This window comes from Streptococcus sp. V913, from assembly GCF_054353455.1.
In genome coordinates this window covers 1-22,678 of the sequence record NZ_JBTHHX010000005.1, presented here as the reverse complement: position 1 = coordinate 22,678, position 22,678 = coordinate 1, and the positions used below count along the sequence as shown (strand labels likewise).

Below are 22,678 nucleotides of genomic sequence, written 5' to 3'. Positions count from 1 at the left end.
CTTTCTAGCTATTGACCAAATGGGCGTAAAAGCCATCCTGTGCAAGCAAGTCTGCATGGGTGCCTTCTTCGACAATCTTGCCCTGATCCAGGACAACAACCTTCTCTGTCCTCTCAGCAATAGTCAAGCGGTGGGCAATGAAAATCAAGGTCTTGTCCAAAGCCATAAGATTATCCACAATCCGCTTCTCTGTCAAAATATCCAAACTGCTGGTCGCCTCGTCCAATATCAAAACAGGTGCATCCGTTAAAAGAGCACGCGCCAGAGCAATTCTCTGACGTTGTCCACCTGAAATCCCTGCCCCATCCGAAGTTAATTCTGTTTGGTAATTCAGGGGCATGCGCTCAATATCCTCCCGAATCTCGGCCAATTCAACTGCTCGTAAGATATCTTCCTGTGTCGTCCCCTCCTTAGCTCCCAGGAGAAGATTCTCCAAAATCGTTCCGTTAAAGACATAGGGCTGTTGAGGCAGGTAGTTGATATACTGGCGCAAGGCTTTTTTATCAATCTGATTGAGATTGACACCACCCAGACTAATCTCTCCCTGACTAGGGTCGTAGAAATTAACCATCATCTTTGCCAAGGTGGTCTTACCCGAACCTGAAATCCCCACGAAGCCATCTTAGACCCTTGGGGAATCGTCAAATTGATATCTGACAAGACGTCACGACCATAGCCATACTTATAGTGAACCTGCTTAAAGGTCATATCTCCCTTCATCATGCTCAAATCCTCAACTGTTTTCTTCTCCTCAAACTCCGAAGCGACCAGATAGACCTCGTTCAGACGATTATTGGCAACCTGCGCTGTTTGAAGTTTGGTTTGCAGATTGATGATATTTTCCAAAGGATTGGTAAAGTAAACAAGCAAAGTATTATAGGTAATCAATTGCCCCAAACTCATCTTCCCATCCATGACCAGAACTGCTCCCAGCCAGAGAACGACAACATTGAGCAGGAGCTGAGCAACTTTTTTCAGTGCCTTTTGCTGGCTTTCTGCCCGACTGTAGGTAAAGGATTTTTTCAGATAAGCCACAAATTCCTTGTCAATTTTTTGGTAACGCTGACTCTCACTGGTCAAGGACTTGATAGTCTCAATACCGTTGATGTCCTCAATGATAGAAGAAGACAGAGCGGCATTGGCTTCCATGGTATCACGATTCATCCTTTCAAAAGGCTTCATAAAGGCAAAGATAATCACTGTATAGATGGGAAGCGCAAGCAGACTAATGAAAAAGAGTATCATATTTTGTGAAAACAAGACAAGCGAGATAATCAAAATCGTCGACACATCTAGGAAAATCGACAGAATGGTCGATGCCAGCGCATCGATGATACTATTGGCATCTGTAAAACGAGACACAATTTCTCCTGTCCTGCGTGTCGCAAAAAAGGACATCGGCAGGTGAAAAACATGCTTGATGTAGGACAAAATCACGTCAATTGACAACCGTTGCCCCAGAACAAGTAAGAGGTATTCCTGCGCATACGATAAAATCTGCTGGAGAATATAGACAATGACTAGTCCCATTGAGATAATGCCCAAGGTTGAACGCATCTGGTCTGGTACGTAACTGTCAATGATAGACTGCAGATAATAAGAACCTACAATGTTAATCAGGGTTACCAAGAGTGTTGCCAAAACGATATTAGCAATCAAGCCCCGCTGTTTGAGTAATATTGGCAAGAAGGATAGGAGTCCCTGTTTTTTCTCCTTATGGGGTTTATAGTCTGGAGACGGAGCCATAAAGAGACTGACTCCTGTCCATTCTTGCGCAAATCGCTCACGAGAAATCTTGGCCAGCTTGACACCAGGATCTGGATCAGCGATATGGATTGTCTTCTTATCCTGACCTATCACCACATAGTAGTGAAGCAATTTCCCTTCCTTAAGCACATGAGCCACAAACGGAAAGGTCAAATCGGGCAAATCAAAGAGCGTCATATCCGCCTTGATAGCCCGCGTTTCAAAACCAATCTCCTCTGCTACCTTTACAAGCCCCAAAGCAGTCGTCCCATCCATGGTCGTCTTGGCTAACTCTCGTAGATGAGCCAAGGAGTAATAACTACCGTAGTAACCAAATACCATGGCCAAGGAAGCCACGCCACAATCCATCTGATCCACCTGAGGACGATAGTGCCTTTTCCCAAATTTCATATCCATCTCCTTTTTTCTAATAATCTCTAAAAACTTTGTAAGATTATTTTAACCAAACAAGGAAGAAATAAGGGAATTATTTCTGAAAAAACTATTTTTACGCCTAAAACGCACTTTAAAAAGCATAAACTATCGTTTAAATGTAAAAAGGCAGAACGAAAGTTCTGCCTGCTTAAAGCAACCGTTAAAAAATGAATGCCCAGAAATAAATTATTCTGAAATGATATTTTCTTTACTTTTATAAAGTAAGATAAAGGTCATCAAAAATAATGAAATCGTAGGTATATCAAAACATTCAAACCATGTAGGTAAATTTATTTTGTTTACATCAGCCACAATTCTAATCATTAGATAAGCCATTGAACTAAACAATACAATAAACTCTGGCCAAGCTTTTTGTAGTAATTGAACGACTTTCATCTCAAACTCCGATCTGATGGTTCATCAATTCCCTATCTTACTTTCTTTTGTTTTGTACTTGTATACTAGATAAAACAGACCAAGTAGAATTGGATAGGTTTCTGGATAAAACAGGGTATTAATCGGATTTTTCATAATCAAATACGTTGCGATATAAATAATAATCGATACGACAAAATACCCCTCAGCAAATCCTAATAAGAATTTTTTCATGATAGACTCCTATTTACCTGAAAAGAAAGGCGGGAAAACTCCACCATTTACATGCATAAAATCCTTTTCATTCAGATTGATCTTTTATAGTTTTGATTATTTTTCGTCAAATCCTTACAAAAAATACCAAAATAGCCCGAAGCAAGTAAACCAACTACAGTCCATTGCCAATCAAAGGATACTAATGAACCTGTACGAATCACATGAAGTACAAGATTGAGAGCTATAGCCAAGAAAGGAACTATAGTAGCTAATTTGGGTAAGAGTGTATTGAGATTAAGGTTCCGATTGTTCATAGTCTAACGCCCTCTGTATCCATTATAGACTCCCAATCCAAGTGTACCTCCTGCTACAGTAGCCGCTGCTCCATAAGCTGCTACTGCTTTCCAGCCTACAAGCACTGCCGTACCTATCGTTAATGTAATAACACCGCCTTGAACCTCTTCAAGTTCTTGAAAAGATAATTCTTGAAATTGTTTCATTGTTAAGCCTCCTTTCTAATCATATTAAGGTCGCAATGCTTTTCCAATAGCATATCCTGCTCCATAAAGAGCTCCTCCAATTGTAACCACAGCACCTGCTACTTTTCCTGCTAAAATAATTCCAGCTGCTGTAATAATCAATCCCCCATTCACATCCGTCAACTCTTCTTCTGTAAGAGCTGCAAAGTTCTGTTCCATTTTGTCAAAGTTTGTCATCTTTCTTCTCCTTATTTTTTTCTATATATCTAATCTTTAACCTCTAAGCCACTTAAATAGCCAGATTGGGTAAATTACTGAAATCATTTTCTTATCTCCTTCCCTTTTTCCTTACCTATCTATTCGAAAAACAATTCGAAAATGAGCAACTCATTCATTTTTATTTTAAAAACCACTTAATGAACCACGGATAAAGACCAGTCACATACATAAACATTCCTCCTTTTATCTTTCTCATCTCTTTATTCGCAATTTCTACTAAAAGTTTTTCTTTTTTCTGCAAACAAAAAAGCAACATGCAAATCATGTTGCTTTTTGCTATTCTTTACTTTTGACAACTGCTACCACATCTCCTACACTTTGCAGTTGGTCAATTTCCTCATCACTGATTTCAATTCCAAATTCATCTTCTAGTGTCAAGATGAACTCCATCAAGTCCACTGAGTCCGCATCTAGGTCATCTTTCAAACTCAAGGCCTCTGTTACGACAAAGTCCTCTCCCTGTCGCTCTTGGATAATGGTTACAATACGGTCAAAAATTTCTTTTTCTGTCATCTTTTTTATTCTCCTGAAAATTCACGCGCAGCCTGGGCAACTACGTCTGTTTCTAGCATAGTACGAATCTGGCGAATCGTACTATACACAGCCTTGGCATCACTTGAGCCATGAGTCTTGACAACCGGTGCCTTAACACCAAACAAGACTGCTCCACCAACATCTGAATAGTTGAGTTGCTTTTTCAAACCTCTAAGGCTATCCTTGAGAAGAAGAGCACCTAGTTTCGCTCGAAGACCACCACCTGTGATAGCTGTCTTAAGCAAGCCCATGATACCCATGGCTGTCCCTTCAATAGATTTGAGCACAGCGTTTCCCGTGAAACCATCTGCCACAACAACATCTGCAACGCCATTCATCAAATCACGCGCTTCCACGTTTCCGACAAAATTCAAGCTTTCATCCGCTGCTAGCAAGGCGTAGGTTTCCTTACGAAGAGGATCACCTTTGCTACTTTCTGTTCCATTATTGAGCAAACCAATACGTGGTTTCGAAATCCCACGAACATTTTTCGCGTAAAAGGAACCCAAAACAGCGTATTGGTGCAGATGATGAGCTGTATTTTCTGCATTGGCTCCAAGATCTAGCATGTCAAAGCCCTTGCCATCAATGGTCGGTAAGGTCGACATGAGTCCAGGACGGTCGATATTCTTGATACGACCTACAATGAAGAATCCTGCAGCCAACAAGGCACCTGTATTCCCAGCCGAGAGAACAGCGTCTGCCTCTCCTTCTTTGACTGCCTTAGCCGCTAATACCATACTGGCATTTTTCTTCTTACGAATAGCTTTTGTCGGCTCATCATCAAAATCAATCTTCTCATCCGTATGGATAATGCTGACGCGTTCTGTCGCTGTTAGATATTGCTTGATTTTACTTTCGTCTCCATAGAGTTGAATCTCAATATCTGAAAAGTCAGCAAGGGCTTGATTGACACCCTCAACGATGGCTTGAGGTGCGTAATCGCCCCCCATAGCATCTACTGCAATTTTTTTCATTTATCTTCCTCTTTTAGTAATTGTCCCCAGTCTGCTAGGGAATCAATAAATTTCTTTGATTTTAGGTGAATTCCAACATACTCTTCGTAGATTTGGTCTATAAACTTGCGCAAGTCTTGCTTGATTTCAGGCTTGAGCGAAATAGTCTCCAAGGTCTCAAAATCAATAGCTTGAAATTGATTGAGCAGATAAGGGATATTGGGATTCAGATGACAACGTCTATCATCTTCATGATAATGCTCTGGGCAGAGGCAGGCTCCATATTTAAAAGAAAAGTCAAAAGCCTGACCGACCCGATGGCAAAAGACACACTCATTAAAATTGAGACTAATTCCAAATCGAGTCAAGATTTGGATTTCAAAAATATTGGTCAAAACCTGATAATCCAATCCTGCTTCCATCAACTCCAAAGTCTTTTGTAAAAAAGCAAACAAGGGAGCATCCTGCTGATTATCCTGCAAACTAGCATCTGCAAGGGCAGCCACATAGGTCGCATAAGCCATAACAAAGAGATCACTATTAATCTTAGGAAAGGTCATGACCTCATGATAGTCCTCGATATAGCTGAGCCCATCATCATTGATTCGTAAGAGAAATCGCGCCAACACCAAGGGCTGAATAACCGGAGCTAGTTTGGACTGACCAGCGTGTTTGACGAAAAACATACGCTTGCCAGCCTGCTCGGTAAAAATCTTGACTAACTTGTCATCCTCACGAAAGTTACGATTGTAGAGCACCAAGCCTTGACTCGTGATAGACTGAATCATGCTTCTCTCATGTACTCCCCAAGTCGTTTCATGGCCTCTCTGATCGTTTCCATGCTAGCTGCATAAGATAGGCGAACATAGCCTTCTCCGTAGCGTCCAAAGGCTGCACCAGGGATAAAGGCAACGGCCTTCTTCTGAGCAAAATCCTTCAGAAAAGCAAAGGAGTCTTGATTGTAACCTACTGGAATCTTAGCAAAGATATAGAAGGCACCGTCTGGCTTGATAATCTCAAAACCAAGAACAGTCATTTTCTCGATAATATAATCACGACGCTGGATGTATTCCTTCTTCATAGGCTCTGCGTCGTTTTTACCAGCGGTCAAAGCCTCCACCGCAGCATGTTGCGCCATAGTGTTTGCAGCAGTAACCAAATATTGGTGACTCTTGATTAACTGAGCTGTGAAAGCTGCAGGAGCAAAGATGAAGCCTAAACGCCAACCTGTCATGGCATGAGACTTAGATAAGCCATTGATAATAATAGCCTGGTCTCTCAGCATAGTTCCCAGAGATACATGGGCTTGCCCTGTATAGGTCAATTCCGAGTAAACCTCATCACAGACAACGAAAATCTCATACTTGCGTAAAACGTCTGCCAAGGCTTCCAACTGCTCCCGACTATAGGTAATTCCTGTCGGATTAGCCGGATAGTTGAGAATGACCGCCTTGAGCTTGTCGCCTTGCTCCAAAATGGCCTTTTCCAACATTTCAGGGGTCAAGACAAAACCATTTTCAGTCGTATCAATCTCGACAACCTCTGCCCCAACTAGATTGACAATTGGCTCATAACCTGGATAGGCAGGAGCTGGCAAGAGCACCTTATCTCCCTCTTCCAAAATAGCTGTCAAAGTAGCAGATAAAGCCTCTGTCGCTCCAATTGTAACCAAGATTTCATTTTCAGGATTGTAATCTAGCTGGTATTTTTCTTTTACAAAATCACTGGCTGCCTGACGTAATGTTAACAGACCACTCATCCCTGTATAGTAGGATTGGTTCTGGTCGATGGCCCGCTTAGCCGCTTCCTTAACATGATCTGGCGTTGTAAAATCAGGTTCCCCCAAGGTCAAACGCAGGACCCCAGGAATCTCCGAAATAGCCTGGTCAAACTGGCGAATCAACGAAACTTGAATCTTATCTAATTGTTTATTAAAGCGCTTAGTTAAGTCCATAGATACCTCCTACTCTCAAACCGTATCTCTATTATACTACAAAAGCCCCCCGACCGCAAAAATACATTATAGAATAGCTTTCCACTTTCTATTTTACTTTTCCCGTTTACAGGTCTATAATGGTAACAGATTATGATTGGAGGTTTTTATGTCATTTCTATCAAAAAATGGAGCAGGCATCTTGGCCTGCCTTCTCATTTCTATCATTTCTTGGTTTCTAGGAGGACTTTTCCCCGTCGTGGGTGCACCCGTTTTTGCAATCTTTATAGGAATGCTCCTACACCCCTGGCTCTCGCCCTACAAACAACTAGATGCAGGTTTGACCTTTAGTTCCAAAAAATTACTCCAGTATGCCGTCATCTTGCTTGGTTTTGGTCTCAATATCTCGCAAGTCTTTGCAGTCGGACAAACCTCACTCCCTGTCATCCTTTCCACCATTTCGATTTCCTTAATCGTCGCCTACCTCTTCCAGCGTTTCTTTGCACTAGATACAAAACTGGCTACCTTGATTGGAGTGGGGTCTTCGATCTGTGGTGGCTCTGCCATTGCGGCGACAGCGCCTGTTATCCATGCTAAGGAAAAGGAAGTCGCCCAAGCCATTTCCGTTATCTTTTTCTTCAATATCTTGGCTGCGCTCATCTTTCCAACTCTAGGAACCTGGCTTCACCTATCTAATGACGGCTTTGCCCTCTTTGCAGGAACTGCGGTCAATGATACTTCTTCTGTAACGGCCACAGCTAGTGCCTGGGACAGTCTTTATCAGACCAATACCCTCGAGTCTGCAACCATTGTTAAACTCACACGCACCTTAGCGATCATTCCCATCACTCTCTTTCTCTCCTACTGGCAAAGTCGCCAACAAGAAAATAAACAAGGCGTACAACTGAAAAAAGTTTTCCCACTTTTTATCCTTTATTTTATCCTGGCCTCTCTCTTAACGACTCTACTTACCTCTCTTGGTGTGTCCAGTAGTTTCTTTACCCCTCTCAAACAACTCTCTAAATTCTTTATCATCATGGCCATGAGTGCTATCGGTCTCAAAACCAATCTAATTGCCATGGTTAGATCCAGTGGTAAATCTATTGTCCTCGGAGCTCTTTGCTGGATTGCCATCATCCTCACCAGTCTTGGTATGCAAGCATTGATTGGTACTTTATAATACAAAAGGTAGCCCATGGCTACCTTTTTATTGCTCAAGAATTAAGCGAGTATGTTCTCTCTTGATACAGCGATTCATCACGATGTCATCGCATCCTCCAGCACGCAAGATTTCTTCCGCTTCTAGATTTTCAAGTCCTAATTGCGCCCAAAAAATCTTGGCATCAGCCTTGAGAAAATCACGCGCCACATCTGGCAAAAACTCGCTCCGTCGGTATACATTGACAATATCCACAGGAAAAGGAATCTCAGCTAGACTCGTATAAGCCTTTTCTCCCAGGATTTCCCCACCTGCAGCCTTGGGATTAACTGGAATGATTTTATAGCCCCGAGCCTGCATTTCCTTGGTCACTCGATTGCTAGTTGTTTCCTCACGATCGGACAAGCCCACTACCGCTAACGTTTTACTGGTTGCAAGATATTGACGGACCACACCATCACTTGGATTGATAAATTCTTGGCTCATAGAAATCCTCCTTTTTCATCAGTATAGCATATTTTACTAATATTGACTATATTTTACAATTCATCATATAAAAAACTTCTTAAATCTGTTTAAAGGATTTAAGAAGTTAAAAAATTATTTCTTTTTATTTTAGTTTATCTTGTTGCTTTATATGCAAGTTGATCACCATGTTGCTTCACAAACTCATTGATCTCTGAATCAGGAATTTGGCGAAGGTAAAGATTGGCACGAATAGTATCATCCTCTTCACGACAAGTTGAGAGGACAAGATACTTATCTGTAGCAGATACTTTTACATTTGGTTTCTTAACCTCTGCTGTATCATAAATTGTAGTTAACTGCTTTTCAAAATCTTTATCATCTTCAAAACTGGTACGATAGAAGGCTGTTTCTTCTGGTACAATAATCATCGCAACAGCTTCGTAGTAATACTTTCTATCGGGTGTTTCAATAACAACATAGGGGTGCTCATTAAAATATTCTTGACGACTATAGTAGTTCACATCGTTAAACATACGATGATCACCAACCTTACTACCTCTAGCATGACCAAATAGCCAAGTTAAATGATCACTAAAATCTTTCTTATTATCAGCATCCATGAATACCGCACCCAAATAAGGTACCTGTTCTCCTTCAAAGGTCTTATTTAGATAGGTCTCATTATCCTTTGTTTGAACAACAGGCTCGTCTAACTGTGTTCCGGGAGCGTAGACATAAGCAATTGTTTCAGAATTAGTTGCAGTTAAGCCCTTAAATCTATTTGAAAGGTATTCTTTTTCTTCTGCACTAATAACATAGGATGGTTTCGATGCTTCTTGAGTAACTTCTGGTTCGTTAGTTGTTCCCTTTGGAGTTGCAAAACTATTAAATACAAAATAGCCACCTATTGCAACAAGCGCTACTGTAAGCGCGGAGAGAATAATTTTCCAAATGGATACTTTGGTTTTTTTAGAACGTTTACTCATTTTTTCTCCTTCAACTATTCTACTATTATCAAAAAAATCACTGAAACAAAGTTTCAGTGATAGGATACTTCACCAAATAAATGAATTATTTAGCAGCGTGTGTTTTTGGAAGAGCTTTTTGACCAGCTTTTGCATCTACACCAGCTTTTTTAGCTGCTTCAGCAGATTTTTTAGCTTGATCAGCTACACCTGGTTTACCTTCTTCTGGTTTAGCAGATGGTTTATCAGCTGCTGCTTGATCAGCTGCTGCTTGATCAGCTGCTGCTTGATCAGCTGCTGCTTTACCATGTTCTTTCTCGTAACGAGCATTCTTTTGTTCTGGAGTTTCGTTCAAGATGTAGTATTTACCTTCAGCTTTCTTCGCTGAATTTTGAACTTCTTGGAATTTTTGTACATATTTGTTACGTACGTTCAAGAATGCAGTGTTGAATGCTGCTTCATAAGCTGCTTTCTTTTCACCGTAAAGGTGTGAACCACCTTCAACAGCATCAAGTTCAGCTTTAGCTGCAACTACAGCAGGATCTTGTGCTGCTTCAGCCTTGATGTTTTCCATATGACCGTTAAGGTACTCTTCAACTGTACGAGCACTTACAAATTCAGATTGGTTTTCATATGCTTCGCGTGAATCATATGCTCCAGGAGTGTTAGCTCCACCATTGATATCTGCAAATGCTGGGGCTGCTGCAGAAAATACTGCAAGAGCTGCTACTGATGATAATAAAACTTTCTTCATTGTTTTATCTCCTCTTTAATTTCTTATTTATTTATAAGGCCTCGCCCTATTACCTAAAGTATATCACATATATGGTGATTGTCAAGTATTTTTTTATTTTTTTTAAAAAAATCTAATAAAGCAAAGAAAAATTTCGTTACACAATAGAAGAAAGCGTTTTTAATCTATGCCAACTAATAAAACATTTGCAAAAAACGAACAATATATGCTCTAACTTCTTTAGGTTTATAGATTTACTAAATCTACGTTTAGAATCTCTTATAAGAGATTCTAAAACAAAGTTTTCATTACTATTAGACTCTTATATAACTCACATATTTTCAGTTGTAAGTTTTAAATCTTTTTCTCAATACAAAATAGAGGAGAGAGAGGGCGTTTTTCGTGGATACGTACAATAGCATCTCCTAAGAGATGGGCAATAGAGATTTGCTCAATCTTATCAATCAAACGCTCTTCTGGTAGGTAGATAGTATCCAAAACAACCAATTTCTTAATAGCTGATTTTTGGATATTGTCCATAGCTGGCCCAGAAAGAACTGGGTGCGTACAGCTTGCGTAAACTTCAACAGCACCTGCTTCAGCAAGAGCATCTGCCGCATGACAAATAGTTCCAGCTGTATCGATCATATCGTCAATCAAGATACAAGTCTTACCTTCTACCTTACCAATGATGTTCATCACTTCACTGGTATTCATCTTGTCTACACTACGGCGTTTGTCAATAATCGCAATCGGAGTTTTCAAAAACTCTGCCAATTTACGAGCACGAGTTACCCCACCATGGTCTGGGCTGACAACCACGTAGTCAGAGCCAACCATGCCACGACGTTCAAAATAGTCCGCAATCAATGGAGCACCCATCAAGTGATCTACAGGAATATCAAAGAATCCCTGAATCTGTGCAGCGTGCAAATCAATCGTCAACAAACGATCTACCCCAGCAACTTCTAGCATGTTTGCAACGAGTTTTGCTGTGATTGGCTCACGCGCACGCGCTTTTCTATCCTGACGTGCATAGCCATAGTAAGGCATGACAACGTTGACAGATTCTGCACTAGCACGCTTCAATGCGTCCACCATAATCAAAATTTCAAGTAAATTATCATTTACAGGTGAACTAGTTGATTGTAGGATAAAGACGTGTTTTCCACGGATTGATTCCTCAATGTTGACCTGAATCTCCCCATCTGAAAATTGGCGAACAGTCGATTTCCCCAACTCTATCCCAATTTCTTGCGCCACACGCTCTGCCAATTCTCTATTAGAAGAAAGGGCAAACAGCTTTAAATCAGAAAAAGACATGATTTCCTCCGGTATTTATGTATCACTTGTTTTTACACAACATTTTCCATCTACCATTGTAGCGCTTTTTCCTTTATTTTTCAATCAAAAATAAAACAAGAGTAAACATTTATACCCTTGTTTTATACTATTTTATATTAGCCATATTAAAACTAAAAATCCTACATTTTAACAATCGATTTTATGCTAGGATGAGATTTTTTCGAGACAAAGTTAGTATACTTCTCTCATACTTCCTGTATCCACATCATAGACAGCACCTGAAATAACCACATCATCAGGAATCAGTGGAGATTCTCGAAGCAATTGCATATCCTCTCTCACACTCTCTTCAACATCCTGGAATGGTAAAAAATCTTGATCAGACACATCAACCCCGAGCTCGTGTTTCAAATGTTCATGAAAACTTTCATTTTGAAAGGTTTGAGCTCCACAGTCTGTATGGTGAAGCACTACAATCTCTCTAGTCCCCATTTGTTGCTGGGAAATCACTAGTGAACGAATCATGTCCTCAGTTACTCGACCACCCGCATTCCGCAAGATATGAGCATCCCCAAGGGCCAAACCAAGAGCATGGGCAACGTGTAGACGCGAGTCCATGCAGGTCACGATCGCTACTCTGGTTTTGGGTTTAAGTGGCAAATTTAACTGCCCATGTAGGGCAACATAAGCCTGATTGGCTTTCATAAACTGTTCAAAATACGACACGATTCCCTCCTCAAAAATTTGATAATCAAATATTTCTCCTATCTTATCATTTTTAAGAGGATTTGTCACGGATTATGCAAAGACCTTTTTCAAAACTTCCTGAATAGTCGTCACACCAATGACCTCAATTTCCTTGGGTGGAGTGATTCCTGTTAAGGAATTCTTGGGTACATAAATCTTGGTAAAGCCCAATTTTGCCGCTTCATTGATACGTTGTTCGATACGATTCACGCGTCGAATTTCTCCGGTCAAGCCCAGTTCACCCACAAAACATTCCTGAGGATTGGTAGGCTTGTCCTTATAACTAGAGGCAATAGCCACTGCAACGGCTAAGTCAATGGCAGGCTCATCCAATTTCACACCACCAGCAGATTTGAGATAGGCATCCTGGTTTTGCAAAAGAAGCCCTGCTCGTTTTTCCAAAACAGCCATAATCAGACTTGCACGATTGAAATCAAGTCCTGTCGTCGTGCGTTTAGCATTTCCAAACATGGTTGGTGTTACCAAAGCCTGAACCTCCGCCAAAATCGGACGAGTCCCTTCCATGGTCACAACGATTGACGAGCCAGTAGCCCCATCCAAACGCTCCTCTAGGAAAACTTGACTCGGATTGAGTACCTCAACCAATCCGCCCGACTGCATCTCAAAGATGCCGATCTCATTAGTGGAACCAAAACGGTTTTTGACTGCTCTCAAGATACGGAAGGTATGGTGGCGTTCCCCTTCAAAGTAAAGCACTGTATCTACCATATGCTCCAACATACGCGGGCCGGCCAGAGTACCTTCCTTGGTCACATGCCCTACGATAAAGATGGCAATGTTATTAGTCTTGGCCAGCTGCATGAGCTCAGCTGTCACCTCACGCACCTGAGAAACAGACCCTTGTACCCCTGAAATCTCAGGAGACATAATAGTCTGGATAGAGTCAATAATGAGAAAGTCTGGTTGGATACGCTCTACCTCAGCTCGAACACTCTGCATATTGGTCTCTGCATAGAGATAAAACTCACTATCAATATCCCCCAAGCGCTCTGCTCGTAACTTAATCTGCTGAGCAGACTCCTCCCCACTGACATAGAGAACGGTCCCCACTTGAGACAGCTGGGTTGAAACTTGTAGGAGAAGGGTTGATTTCCCGATTCCTGGATCCCCACCGATGAGGACGAGACTCCCTGGTACCACTCCGCCTCCAAGTACACGGTTGAATTCCTCCATCTCCGTCTTGGTTCGATTGACGTTGATTGAAGTCACTTCAGCCAGTTTCATAGGCTTGGTTTTTTCACCTGTCAAGGACACACGCGCATTCTTGACCTCAGCAACCTCAACCTCTTCTACAAAAGAAGACCAAGATCCACAGTTTGGACAGCGTCCTAGGTATTTTGGGGAGTTATAAGCACAATTTTGACACACAAATGTCGCTTTTTTCTTTGCGATGATAAACCTCTTTCTAAATTTCTATCTCACATTCAATCACTTGGCAAAAATTAATCTTCTCGTCTGGTACAAATTGGCGCATGAGCATTCGATGAGCGACAACTAGCACTGTCTGGTAGTCTCGGTACTTTATCATAGTTTCCAAAAAACGCACCTTCATCTCTTCAGCTGTCTCATACTGAATAGGACTATTAGGAAGCAACTCCCCCTTGTTTTCTAAAAACAGAGTACGTGCTTTTTCAAAATTCTCTATACCACTTTCGTAAACCTGCCATTCATGCAATAAAGGCTCTACTCTTAAAGGAAGGCCCGTAGCACAAGTAAGATAAGAAGCCGTTTCTAATGCTCGCGTCACTGCAGAAGACACCAGTATATCAGCTGAGCCAAGCAAAGGATTTTGGCAAAGTTCCTGAGCTTGTCGCCTTCCTTTCTCAGACAAAGGAGCCAAATCTAATCCAAAGCCAGTGTAGGAACACTCCTCTAACTCACGGTAGTCTGGCTCCCCATGACGTACAAAGATTATCTTCATCTTAATACCCTGTCGATCCAAATCCACCAGTTCGCACGCCATCTGCCTCATCTCCGTCTGCAATTAAGAAAGGAGCAAAGACAGCCTGAACCACACGCTCTCCAACTTCGAGAACCACTTCCTGATCAGTAATATTTTTCATCTGAGCAAAGATATGGCCTTCATTCCCAGGATTTCCATAATAATCCCCATCAATGACCCCAACTGAGTTAATCAAAACCAAACCCTTCTTGCGAGGGTTTGATGAACGGTCATAGAGATAGAGCACTTCTGTCGGCTGCATATAGGCCTTAACACCTGTCGGAACCAAGACAATCTCTCCTGGCGCAATAACCGTACGCACAGCAACCTTTAAGTCGTAACCAGCTGCATGAGCCGTCTCACGCTTAGGTAGCAAACTTTCATCTGTAAAACTCGAAACCAATTCAAAACCACGAATTTTCATATTTTTCTCTTTTCTATAATCATTTATTCTAGGCTATTTTATCTTATTTATTCGAAAAAAGCACGAAAAAAGAGCACACAATTCACATCGCTTAGGGCTGCTGGATTCCTCCCCTGACCCGCTTCACGCAGAACTGTTGCTCCACTATTTATTATACCACATTCCCTTCTATTTTTAAAGAGAAATTATTTTTTCCGTCGATTTCGGAAAAAATCCTGCATAATCGCTGCACAGTCATCTTCCAAAATTCCCGTTTCTACCTCTACACGATGATTGAGACGCTCATCTGTCAAAATATCGTACAAACTTCCAGCTGCACCAAATTTCTGGTTTTTAGCCCCATAAACTACGTTTGGAATACGGGCAAGCCCAATCGCCCCGCTACACATGACACAAGGTTCAATGGTCACAAAAAGCGTACAATCGAGTAGGCGCCAACTCTCTTCACTCGCATTCGCATTCTCTATAGCCATGATTTCTGCATGCATAACCGCCCGTTGCAACTCCTCGCGCGCATTATGCCCCCTACCAATGATTTCTCCATCCTTGACAATCACACAACCAATTGGAATTTCATCGTGTTCTAAGGCAATCTCAGCCTCTCTCAAAGCCTCTCTCATAAAGGCTTCTTTTTCTTCAACTGTATAATTCATCGTTCTTCTCTTTTTCTACTTGTCGATTTTATTATTATATCATGATTCTCAAGACAAAAAAAGCCACCCAATGGGGTGACTTAATAGGGAGATTATTATGAAAAAGAAAAGTTTAGGATTTTGCTACAACAAGTTAGGAGGTCTTCTTGTAACTGTCTATAGTATACCCAACCTCTCTTAAACTAATCTTAAAAATCTCCTATGACCAAACACTTTCTAAAATATTGGTTTGTTCACGACCAGGACCTACTGAGAATGTTGAGATGCGAACACCAACCAACTCACTTACACGACGAACATAGTTGCATGCATTTTCAGGAAGGTCTTCTAAATTACGGACTCCAGTGATGTCTTCTGACCAACCTGGCAATTCCTCATAGATAGGCTTGCAACGTTTCAACTGCTCGAGGCTAGCTGGATAGTAGTCAATACGTTGACCATCAAGATCATAGGCCACACAGATTTTCACTGTATCCAAACCACTCAAAACATCAATAGAGTTCAATGAAAGATTGGTAATACCAGATACACGACGACTATGGCGCATCACAACTGAGTCAAACCAACCCACACGACGTGGACGGCCAGTTGTTGTACCGTATTCATGACCTACTTCACGAATGCGATCCCCTACTTCATCAAATAATTCAGTTGGGAAAGGTCCATCTCCTACACGACTTGTGTAGGCTTTACATACACCTACAACCTTGTCAATCTTACTTGGACCAACACCAGACCCAATTGTCACACCACCAGCGACAGGGTTTGACGACGTAACAAATGGATACGTACCTTGGTCAATATCCAACATAACACCTTGCGCACCTTCAAAAAGCACACGTTTGCCATTATCAAGCGCATCATTTAAGATAACAGACGTATCTGTCACATACTGCTTGATTTGTTGGCCGTACTCATAGTACTCTTCAAAAACATCATCAATTGAAATAGGAGTACTGTCATACAATTTTTCAAACAGACGATTCTTTTCCGCAAGATTGCGTTCCAAACGTTCACGGAAAATATCCTTATCCAAAAGATCAGCAATACGAATCCCAACACGAGCAGCTTTATCCATATAGGCTGGACCAATACCCTTGATAGTTGTCCCAATTTTATTGTCGCCCTTAGCTTCTTCTTGTAGACGGTCTAATTCAATATGATATGGCAAAATGACATGCGCACGATCCGAAATGCGTAAATTATCTGTTGTCACACCTTCATCATGAAGATAGGTCAATTCTTTTACTAGAGATTTAGGGTTTACAACCATCCCGTTCCCAATAACAGAAATCTTTTCGGGGAAGAAAATACCTGATGGAATCAAGTGTAACTTAAATTTCTTGCCATCAATCACAATTGTGTGACCAGCATTGTCACCACCTTGATAACGAGCAATCACTTCTGCATTAGCTGAAAGAAAATCTGTAATTTTCCCTTTACCTTCATCACCCCACTGGGTACCAACAACAACAACTGAAGTCATAGTAAAACTTTGTCTGAGCCGTGTGGCTCTTCCTTTCTCATATACATGGCAGGAGTCTCACCTGCAATTATATCTTACAATTTATTATAAGAAAAAAACACTATTTTATCAAGAAGAAACACTAGAAAAGATTTGGAATTTCTGTAAATTATAAAAATCCTAACCTTAAATTTTAAATAAAATCCTTAAATTCACAAATTCAATGCTGATTATTGTTCGTGATAAATGATATATATGAAACTCACTAGTTTAGAGTAGTGCCTTCTAGCAAGAATTTATCTAAATACAAGCGATAGGCCGTCTGAAAATGATATAAATAAAAGTCTTTAACACTTGTAATTCTAAATCTTATCAAGTAATAAAGTAAAAAACGAAGATGAAGTGATTCCCACTCAGCACGACTCTGACCTAAAGAAGCATATTCTTGTTCAACTAATTTCAAAAAGACAAATGCTCTATCATAAAAATTTTGAAGCATATAAAAAATCCCTTTCTTATTATTAACACTAGTCTAACAAAAATAAGAACTAAAAAAGCTTCAAATCCTATAAAAGTAGAATTTAAAGCTAAACGGACTAAAAATAAAATATAGAGGCATTTATAGATGAAAAAATTAAGTTTTGAATTTTGAGAAGTTTACTTTATTTATAAAATAAAAAACGTTCGATTGAACGTTTCTAATAGTACTCCGCCAGTAGGACTCGAACCTACGACATCATGATTAACAGTCATGCGCTACTACCAACTGAGCTATGGCGGATAAAAGCTAAGCGACTTCCATATCTCACAGGGGGCAACCCCCAACTACTTCCGGCGTTCTAGGGCTTAACTGCTGTGTTCGGCATGGGTACAGGTGTATCTCCTAGGCTATCGTCACTTAACTCTGAGTAATACCTACTCAAAATTGAATATCTATCAAATACCAAGTAAACCTCACACTTCGTATCCTCAGTTACTTTGGATAAGTCCTCGAGCTATTAGTATTAGTCCGCTACATGTGTCGCCACACTTCCACTTCTAACCTATCTACCTGATCTTCTCTCAGGGCTCTTACTGATATATAATCATGGGAAATCTCATCTTGAGGTGGGTTTCACACTTAGATGCTTTCAGCGTTTATCCCTTCCCTACATAGCTACCCAGCGATGCCTTTGGCAAGACAACTGGTACACCAGCGGTAAGTCCACTCTGGTCCTCTCGTACTAGGAGCAGATCCTCTCAAATTTCCTACGCCCGCGACGGATAGGGACCGAACTGTCTCACGACGTTCTGAACCCAGCTCGCGTGCCGCTTTAATGGGCGAACAGCCCAACCCTTGGGACCGACTACAGCCCCAGGATGCGACGAGCCGACATCGAGGTGCCAAACCTCCCCGTCGATGTGAACTCTTGGGGGAGATAAGCCTGTTATCCCCAGGGTAGCTTTTATCCGTTGAGCGATGGCCCTTCCATACGGAACCACCGGATCACTAAGCCCGACTTTCGTCCCTGCTCGAGTTGTTGCTCTCGCAGTCAAGCTCCCTTATACCTTTACACTCTGCGAATGATTTCCAACCATTCTGAGGGAACCTTTGGGCGCCTCCGTTACCTTTTAGGAGGCGACCGCCCCAGTCAAACTGCCCGTCAGACACTGTCTCCGATAGGGATCACCTATCCGGGTTAGAGTGGCCATAACACAAGGGTAGTATCCCAACAACGTCTCCTTCGAAACTGGCGTCCCGATCTCTTAGACTCCTACCTATCCTGTACATGTGGTACAGACACTCAATATCAAACTGCAGTAAAGCTCCATGGGGTCTTTCCGTCCTGTCGCGGGTAACCTGCATCTTCACAGGTACTAAAATTTCACCGAGTCTCTCGTTGAGACAGTGCCCAAATCATTACGCCTTTCGTGCGGGTCGGAACTTACCCGACAAGGAATTTCGCTACCTTAGGACCGTTATAGTTACGGCCGCCGTTTACTGGGGCTTCAATTCATACCTTCGAGTTACCTCTAAGCACTCCTCTTAACCTTCCAGCACCGGGCAGGCGTCACCCCCTATACATCATCTTACGATTTAGCAGAGAGCTGTGTTTTTGATAAACAGTTGCTTGGGCCTATTCACTGCGGCTGACCTAAAGTCAGCACCCCTTCTCCCGAAGTTACGGGGTCATTTTGCCGAGTTCCTTAACGAGAGTTCTCTCGCTCACCTGAGGCTACTCGCCTCGACTACCTGTGTCGGTTTGCGGTACGGGTAGAGCATGTTTAACGCTAGAAGCTTTTCTTGGCAGTGTGACGTCACTAACTTCGCTACTAAACTTCGCTCCCCATCACAGCTCAATGTTACAGATATAAGCATTTGACTCATATCACACCTCACTGCTTAGACAGACTCTTCCATTCGTCTGCTTTAGTTAGCCTACTGCGTCCCTCCATCACTACATACTCTAGTACAGGAATATCAACCTGTTGTCCATCGGATACACCTTTCGGTCTCTCCTTAGGTCCCGACTAACCCAGGGCGGACGAGCCTTCCCCTGGAAACCTTAGTCTTACGGTGGACAGGATTCTCACCTGTCTTTCGCTACTCATACCGGCATTCTCACTTCTATGCGTTCCAGCGCTCCTCACGGTACACCTTCTCCACACATAGAACGCTCTCCTACCATACCTATAAAGGTATCCACAGCTTCGGTAAATTGTTTTAGCCCCGGTACATTTTCGGCGCAGGGTCACTCGACTAGTGAGCTATTACGCACTCTTTGAATGAATAGCTGCTTCTAAGCTAACATCCTAGTTGTCTGTGCAACCCCACATCCTTTTCCACTTAACAATTATTTTGGGACCTTAGCTGGTGGTCTGGGCTGTTTCCCTTTCGACTACGGATCTTAGCACTCGCAGTCTGACTGCCGACCATAATTCTTTGGCATTCGGAGTTTATCTGAGATTGGTAATCCGGGATGGACCCCTCACCCAAACAGTGCTCTACCTCCAAGAATCTTTATGTCGACGCTAGCCCTAAAGCTATTTCGGAGAGAACCAGCTATCTCCAAGTTCGTTTGGAATTTCTCCGCTACCCACAAGTCATCCAAGCACTTTTCAACGTGCCCTGGTTCGGTCCTCCAGTGCGTCTTACCGCACCTTCAACCTGCTCATGGGTAGGTCACATGGTTTCGGGTCTACGACATGATACTAATGCGCCCTATTCAGACTCGGTTTCCCTACGGCTCCGTCTCTTCAACTTAACCTCGCATCATATCGTAACTCGCCGGTTCATTCTACAAAAGGCACGCTCTCACCCATTAACGGGCTCGAACTTGTTGTAGGCACACGGTTTCAGGTTCTATTTCACTCCCCTCCCGGGGTGCTTTTCACCTTTCCCTCACGGTACTGGTTCACTATCGGTCACTAGGGAGTATTTAGGGTTGGGAGATGGTCCTCCCAGATTCCGACGGGATTTCGCGTGTCCCGCCGTACTCAGGATACTGCTAGGTACAAAGACTATTTTAAATACGAGGCTATTACTCTCTTTGGCTGATCTTCCCAAATCATTCTTCTATAATCTTTGAGTCCACTTTGCAGTCCTACAACCCCGAAGAGTAAACTCTTCGGTTTGCCCTCCTGCCGTTTCGCTCGCCGCTACTAAGGCAATCGCTTTTGCTTTCTCTTCCTGCAGCTACTTAGATGTTTCAGTTCACTGCGTCTTCCTCCTCACATCCTTAACAGATGTGGGTAACAGGTAGTACCTGTTGGGTTCCCCCATTCGGAAATCCCTGGATCATCGCTTACTTACAGCTACCCAAGGCATATCGTCGTTTGTCACGTCCTTCTTCGGCTCCTAGTGCCAAGGCATCCACCGTGCGCCCTTATTAACTTAACCTTATTTTCTGACCTTTCAGTCATAAACTCTTTTAATACTACAGCGTTTCGGTTTATTTTCTTGTTACTATTTGATATAGATATTCAATTTTCAATGTGCATTACTTGGTGATCTCTCACCAATGGAGCCTAGCGGGATCGAACCGCTGACCTCCTGCGTGCAAAGCAGGCGCTCTCCCAGCTGAGCTAAGGCCCCACAAGACCTCTCAAGACTAAACAAGACCAATGTGCAGTTCCTTATCCTTAGAAAGGAGGTGATCCAGCCGCACCTTCCGATACGGCTACCTTGTTACGACTTCACCCCAATCATCTATCCCACCTTAGGCGGCTGGCTCCTAAAAGGTTACCTCACCGACTTCGGGTGTTACAAACTCTCGTGGTGTGACGGGCGGTGTGTACAAGGCCCGGGAACGTATTCACCGCGGCGTGCTGATCCGCGATTACTAGCGATTCCGACTTCATGTAGGCGAGTTGCAGCCTACAATCCGAACTGAGACTGGCTTTAAGAGATTAGCTTGCCGTCACCGGCTTGCGACTCGTTGTACCAGCCATTGTAGCACGTGTGTAGCCCAGGTCATAAGGGGCATGATGATTTGACGTCATCCCCACCTTCCTCCGGTTTATTACCGGCAGTCTCGCTAGAGTGCCCAACTGAATGATGGCAACTAACAATAGGGGTTGCGCTCGTTGCGGGACTTAACCCAACATCTCACGACACGAGCTGACGACAACCATGCACCACCTGTCACCTCTGTCCCGAAGGAAAACTCTATCTCTAGAGCGGTCAGAGGGATGTCAAGACCTGGTAAGGTTCTTCGCGTTGCTTCGAATTAAACCACATGCTCCACCGCTTGTGCGGGCCCCCGTCAATTCCTTTGAGTTTCAACCTTGCGGTCGTACTCCCCAGGCGGAGTGCTTAATGCGTTAGCTGCGGCACTAAACCCCGGAAAGGGTCTAACACCTAGCACTCATCGTTTACGGCGTGGACTACCAGGGTATCTAATCCTGTTTGCTCCCCACGCTTTCGAGCCTCAGCGTCAGTTACAAGCCAGAGAGCCGCTTTCGCCACCGGTGTTCCTCCATATATCTACGCATTTCACCGCTACACATGGAATTCCACTCTCCCCTCTTGCACTCAAGTTAAACAGTTTCCAAAGCGTACTATGGTTAAGCCACAGCCTTTAACTTCAGACTTATCTAACCGCCTGCGCTCGCTTTACGCCCAATAAATCCGGACAACGCTCGGGACCTACGTATTACCGCGGCTGCTGGCACGTAGTTAGCCGTCCCTTTCTGGTAAGATACCGTCACAGTGTGAACTTTCCACTCTCACACTCGTTCTTCTCTTACAACAGAGCTTTACGATCCGAAAACCTTCTTCACTCACGCGGCGTTGCTCGGTCAGACTTCCGTCCATTGCCGAAGATTCCCTACTGCTGCCTCCCGTAGGAGTCTGGGCCGTGTCTCAGTCCCAGTGTGGCCGATCACCCTCTCAGGTCGGCTATGTATCGTCGCCTTGGTGAGCCGTTACCCCACCAACTAGCTAATACAACGCAGGTCCATCTGGTAGTGATGCATTTGCACCTTTCAATGAATTATCATGCGATAATCCATTTTATGCGGTATTAGCTATCGTTTCCAATAGTTATCCCCCGCTACCAGGCAGGTTACCTACGCGTTACTCACCCGTTCGCAACTCATCCGCTCGGTGCAAGCACCAAGCTTCAGCGTTCTACTTGCATGTATTAGGCACGCCGCCAGCGTTCGTCCTGAGCCAGGATCAAACTCTCATTAAAAGTTCGAGTTCTCACTCATTTCTGTCACTGACAGATTTATTGTTTTTCATTGTTCAGTACTACAACATTAGTTGTAGTGCCCTGCACATTGGTTCGTCTTGTTCAGTTTTCAAAGGTCTTTGTCACTCAATCTCTCTCAAGCGACAACTATATTAGTATATCACAGCT

The 22,678-nt window shown here is 42.8% G+C and carries 21 protein-coding genes, 2 tRNA genes, 3 rRNA genes, 1 other RNA gene and 1 pseudogene; 1 reads left to right on the top strand and 27 read right to left on the bottom strand.

Features of this window, described 5'->3' with window-relative positions:
• Positions 1–4: 4 nt before the first annotated feature.
• The 10 genes and pseudogenes from comA to ACXYSL_RS08260 all read right to left on the bottom strand — a co-directional run bounded on the left by comA (position 5) and on the right by ACXYSL_RS08260 (position 6,974).
• Positions 5–2,157: pseudogene (gene comA, locus ACXYSL_RS08305) on the bottom strand (peptide cleavage/export ABC transporter ComA).
• 210 nt (positions 2,158–2,367) lie between these two features.
• Entirely contained in the window at positions 2,368–2,577 is a 210-nt protein-coding gene (locus tag ACXYSL_RS08300; protein ID WP_000869800.1) for a hypothetical protein, read from the bottom strand.
• A gap of 24 nt (positions 2,578–2,601) precedes the next feature.
• The gene (locus tag ACXYSL_RS08295; RefSeq protein ID WP_000714130.1) at positions 2,602–2,790 is read right to left on the bottom strand and encodes a hypothetical protein; all 189 of its coding nucleotides are present in this window, start codon (positions 2,788–2,790) and stop codon (positions 2,602–2,604) included.
• A gap of 71 nt (positions 2,791–2,861) precedes the next feature.
• A complete protein-coding gene (locus ACXYSL_RS08290) occupies positions 2,862–3,086 on the bottom strand; it encodes a bacteriocin immunity protein (protein ID WP_080585587.1) in 225 nt (74 codons plus the stop codon).
• Between the two features lie 3 nt (positions 3,087–3,089).
• Positions 3,090–3,272 carry a Blp family class II bacteriocin gene (locus tag ACXYSL_RS08285; protein ID WP_000808856.1) on the bottom strand — a complete coding sequence of 61 codons (183 nt, stop codon included), beginning with the start codon at positions 3,270–3,272 and terminating at the stop codon, positions 3,090–3,092.
• Positions 3,273–3,296: 24 nt separating this feature from the next.
• Positions 3,297–3,488, bottom strand: coding sequence for a class IIb bacteriocin, lactobin A/cerein 7B family (locus tag ACXYSL_RS08280; protein WP_000180812.1), 192 nt, complete (start codon positions 3,486–3,488; stop codon positions 3,297–3,299).
• A 318-nt stretch (positions 3,489–3,806) separates the two neighbouring features.
• Entirely contained in the window at positions 3,807–4,043 is a 237-nt protein-coding gene (locus tag ACXYSL_RS08275; protein ID WP_061599065.1) for an acyl carrier protein, read from the bottom strand.
• A gap of 5 nt (positions 4,044–4,048) precedes the next feature.
• A complete protein-coding gene (gene plsX, locus ACXYSL_RS08270; RefSeq protein ID WP_458624456.1) occupies positions 4,049–5,041 on the bottom strand; it encodes a phosphate acyltransferase PlsX in 993 nt (330 codons plus the stop codon).
• Positions 5,038–5,808, bottom strand: a complete 771-nt coding sequence (recO, locus tag ACXYSL_RS08265; RefSeq protein WP_414336646.1) for a DNA repair protein RecO — start codon at positions 5,806–5,808, stop codon at positions 5,038–5,040. The genes plsX and recO overlap by 4 nt, the downstream gene beginning before the upstream one ends.
• A complete protein-coding gene (locus ACXYSL_RS08260) occupies positions 5,805–6,974 on the bottom strand; it encodes a pyridoxal phosphate-dependent aminotransferase (RefSeq protein ID WP_458624455.1) in 1,170 nt (389 codons plus the stop codon). Before ACXYSL_RS08260 ends, recO begins: the two co-directional genes overlap by 4 nt.
• 148 nt (positions 6,975–7,122) lie before the next feature.
• Between ACXYSL_RS08260 and ACXYSL_RS08255 the strand changes: the two genes are divergently transcribed.
• On the top strand, positions 7,123–8,133 hold the full coding sequence (locus tag ACXYSL_RS08255; protein WP_033605809.1) for a YeiH family protein: 1,011 nt from the start codon (positions 7,123–7,125) through the stop codon (positions 8,131–8,133).
• Between the two features lie 27 nt (positions 8,134–8,160).
• Here ACXYSL_RS08255 and ACXYSL_RS08250 read toward each other — a convergent pair whose 3' ends face one another.
• From ACXYSL_RS08250 to ACXYSL_RS08170, 17 genes are all read right to left on the bottom strand, one after another.
• Positions 8,161–8,598, bottom strand: coding sequence for a CoA-binding protein (locus ACXYSL_RS08250; protein WP_250315621.1), 438 nt, complete (start codon positions 8,596–8,598; stop codon positions 8,161–8,163).
• 134 nt (positions 8,599–8,732) lie between these two features.
• Complete coding sequence (srtB, locus tag ACXYSL_RS08245; RefSeq protein ID WP_458624454.1) at positions 8,733–9,566, bottom strand: class B sortase, LPKTxAVK-specific; 834 nt, start codon at positions 9,564–9,566, stop codon at positions 8,733–8,735.
• A gap of 85 nt (positions 9,567–9,651) precedes the next feature.
• Positions 9,652–10,299 carry an amylase-binding adhesin AbpA gene (gene abpA, locus ACXYSL_RS08240; RefSeq protein WP_458624453.1) on the bottom strand — a complete coding sequence of 216 codons (648 nt, stop codon included), beginning with the start codon at positions 10,297–10,299 and terminating at the stop codon, positions 9,652–9,654.
• A gap of 333 nt (positions 10,300–10,632) precedes the next feature.
• Positions 10,633–11,601, bottom strand: coding sequence for a ribose-phosphate diphosphokinase (locus ACXYSL_RS08235; RefSeq protein ID WP_000010177.1), 969 nt, complete (start codon positions 11,599–11,601; stop codon positions 10,633–10,635).
• A 213-nt stretch (positions 11,602–11,814) separates the two neighbouring features.
• Positions 11,815–12,309, bottom strand: a complete 495-nt coding sequence (locus tag ACXYSL_RS08230) for a beta-class carbonic anhydrase (protein WP_007522536.1) — start codon at positions 12,307–12,309, stop codon at positions 11,815–11,817.
• Between the two features lie 72 nt (positions 12,310–12,381).
• A complete protein-coding gene (radA, locus tag ACXYSL_RS08225) occupies positions 12,382–13,743 on the bottom strand; it encodes a DNA repair protein RadA (protein WP_080585586.1) in 1,362 nt (453 codons plus the stop codon).
• A gap of 13 nt (positions 13,744–13,756) precedes the next feature.
• On the bottom strand, positions 13,757–14,314 hold the full coding sequence (locus tag ACXYSL_RS08220; protein WP_458624452.1) for a histidine phosphatase family protein: 558 nt from the start codon (positions 14,312–14,314) through the stop codon (positions 13,757–13,759).
• Positions 14,274–14,717 carry a dUTP diphosphatase gene (locus ACXYSL_RS08215; protein WP_000701997.1) on the bottom strand — a complete coding sequence of 148 codons (444 nt, stop codon included), beginning with the start codon at positions 14,715–14,717 and terminating at the stop codon, positions 14,274–14,276. Before ACXYSL_RS08215 ends, ACXYSL_RS08220 begins: the two co-directional genes overlap by 41 nt.
• 59 nt (positions 14,718–14,776) lie before the next feature.
• Positions 14,777–14,870: signal recognition particle sRNA small type (ffs, locus tag ACXYSL_RS08210), an RNA gene on the bottom strand.
• Positions 14,871–14,902: 32 nt separating this feature from the next.
• Complete coding sequence (gene tadA, locus ACXYSL_RS08205) at positions 14,903–15,370, bottom strand: tRNA adenosine(34) deaminase TadA (RefSeq protein ID WP_061599054.1); 468 nt, start codon at positions 15,368–15,370, stop codon at positions 14,903–14,905.
• A 199-nt stretch (positions 15,371–15,569) separates the two neighbouring features.
• Complete coding sequence (locus tag ACXYSL_RS08200) at positions 15,570–16,856, bottom strand: adenylosuccinate synthase (RefSeq protein WP_458624451.1); 1,287 nt, start codon at positions 16,854–16,856, stop codon at positions 15,570–15,572.
• A gap of 244 nt (positions 16,857–17,100) precedes the next feature.
• Positions 17,101–17,334: a sigma(X)-activator ComW gene (gene comW, locus ACXYSL_RS08195; protein ID WP_045616591.1), complete on the bottom strand. Its 234-nt coding sequence runs from the start codon at positions 17,332–17,334 to the stop codon at positions 17,101–17,103.
• 208 nt (positions 17,335–17,542) lie between these two features.
• A tRNA-Asn gene (locus tag ACXYSL_RS08190) sits at positions 17,543–17,616 on the bottom strand.
• 5 nt (positions 17,617–17,621) lie between these two features.
• Positions 17,622–17,737, bottom strand: a 5S ribosomal RNA gene (gene rrf / locus ACXYSL_RS08185).
• Between the two features lie 76 nt (positions 17,738–17,813).
• Positions 17,814–20,715, bottom strand: a 23S ribosomal RNA gene (locus tag ACXYSL_RS08180).
• 122 nt (positions 20,716–20,837) lie between these two features.
• Positions 20,838–20,910: transfer RNA gene (locus ACXYSL_RS08175), tRNA-Ala, on the bottom strand.
• Positions 20,911–20,961: 51 nt separating this feature from the next.
• A 16S ribosomal RNA gene (locus tag ACXYSL_RS08170) occupies positions 20,962–22,510 on the bottom strand.
• The 16S, 23S and 5S rRNA genes sit together here with 2 tRNA genes alongside, the layout of an rRNA operon.
• Positions 22,511–22,678: the final 168 nt, after the last annotated feature.

What these genes read in the sequence shown, in the direction of transcription:
- ACXYSL_RS08200 (WP_458624451.1), bottom strand. Translation starts at nt 16,856, where the DNA reads ATGACTTCAGTTGTTGTTGTTGGTACCCAGTGGGGTGATGAAGGTAAA.
- srtB (WP_458624454.1), bottom strand. Translation starts at nt 9,566, where the DNA reads ATGAGTAAACGTTCTAAAAAAACCAAAGTATCCATTTGGAAAATTATT.
- comW (WP_045616591.1), bottom strand. Translation starts at nt 17,334, where the DNA reads ATGCTTCAAAATTTTTATGATAGAGCATTTGTCTTTTTGAAATTAGTT.
- ACXYSL_RS08285 (WP_000808856.1), bottom strand. Translation starts at nt 3,272, where the DNA reads ATGAAACAATTTCAAGAATTATCTTTTCAAGAACTTGAAGAGGTTCAA.
- ACXYSL_RS08280 (WP_000180812.1), bottom strand. Translation starts at nt 3,488, where the DNA reads ATGACAAACTTTGACAAAATGGAACAGAACTTTGCAGCTCTTACAGAA.
- recO (WP_414336646.1), bottom strand. Translation starts at nt 5,808, where the DNA reads ATGATTCAGTCTATCACGAGTCAAGGCTTGGTGCTCTACAATCGTAAC.
- ACXYSL_RS08250 (WP_250315621.1), bottom strand. Translation starts at nt 8,598, where the DNA reads ATGAGCCAAGAATTTATCAATCCAAGTGATGGTGTGGTCCGTCAATAT.
- ACXYSL_RS08260 (WP_458624455.1), bottom strand. Translation starts at nt 6,974, where the DNA reads ATGGACTTAACTAAGCGCTTTAATAAACAATTAGATAAGATTCAAGTT.
- ACXYSL_RS08235 (WP_000010177.1), bottom strand. Translation starts at nt 11,601, where the DNA reads ATGTCTTTTTCTGATTTAAAGCTGTTTGCCCTTTCTTCTAATAGAGAA.
- ACXYSL_RS08300 (WP_000869800.1), bottom strand. Translation starts at nt 2,577, where the DNA reads ATGAAAGTCGTTCAATTACTACAAAAAGCTTGGCCAGAGTTTATTGTA.
- ACXYSL_RS08215 (WP_000701997.1), bottom strand. Translation starts at nt 14,717, where the DNA reads ATGAAAATTCGTGGTTTTGAATTGGTTTCGAGTTTTACAGATGAAAGT.
- ACXYSL_RS08275 (WP_061599065.1), bottom strand. Translation starts at nt 4,043, where the DNA reads ATGACAGAAAAAGAAATTTTTGACCGTATTGTAACCATTATCCAAGAG.
- plsX (WP_458624456.1), bottom strand. Translation starts at nt 5,041, where the DNA reads ATGAAAAAAATTGCAGTAGATGCTATGGGGGGCGATTACGCACCTCAA.
- abpA (WP_458624453.1), bottom strand. Translation starts at nt 10,299, where the DNA reads ATGAAGAAAGTTTTATTATCATCAGTAGCAGCTCTTGCAGTATTTTCT.
- ACXYSL_RS08295 (WP_000714130.1), bottom strand. Translation starts at nt 2,790, where the DNA reads ATGAAAAAATTCTTATTAGGATTTGCTGAGGGGTATTTTGTCGTATCG.
- ACXYSL_RS08220 (WP_458624452.1), bottom strand. Translation starts at nt 14,314, where the DNA reads ATGGCGTGCGAACTGGTGGATTTGGATCGACAGGGTATTAAGATGAAG.
- ACXYSL_RS08255 (WP_033605809.1), top strand. Translation starts at nt 7,123, where the DNA reads ATGTCATTTCTATCAAAAAATGGAGCAGGCATCTTGGCCTGCCTTCTC.
- tadA (WP_061599054.1), bottom strand. Translation starts at nt 15,370, where the DNA reads ATGAATTATACAGTTGAAGAAAAAGAAGCCTTTATGAGAGAGGCTTTG.
- ACXYSL_RS08290 (WP_080585587.1), bottom strand. Translation starts at nt 3,086, where the DNA reads ATGAACAATCGGAACCTTAATCTCAATACACTCTTACCCAAATTAGCT.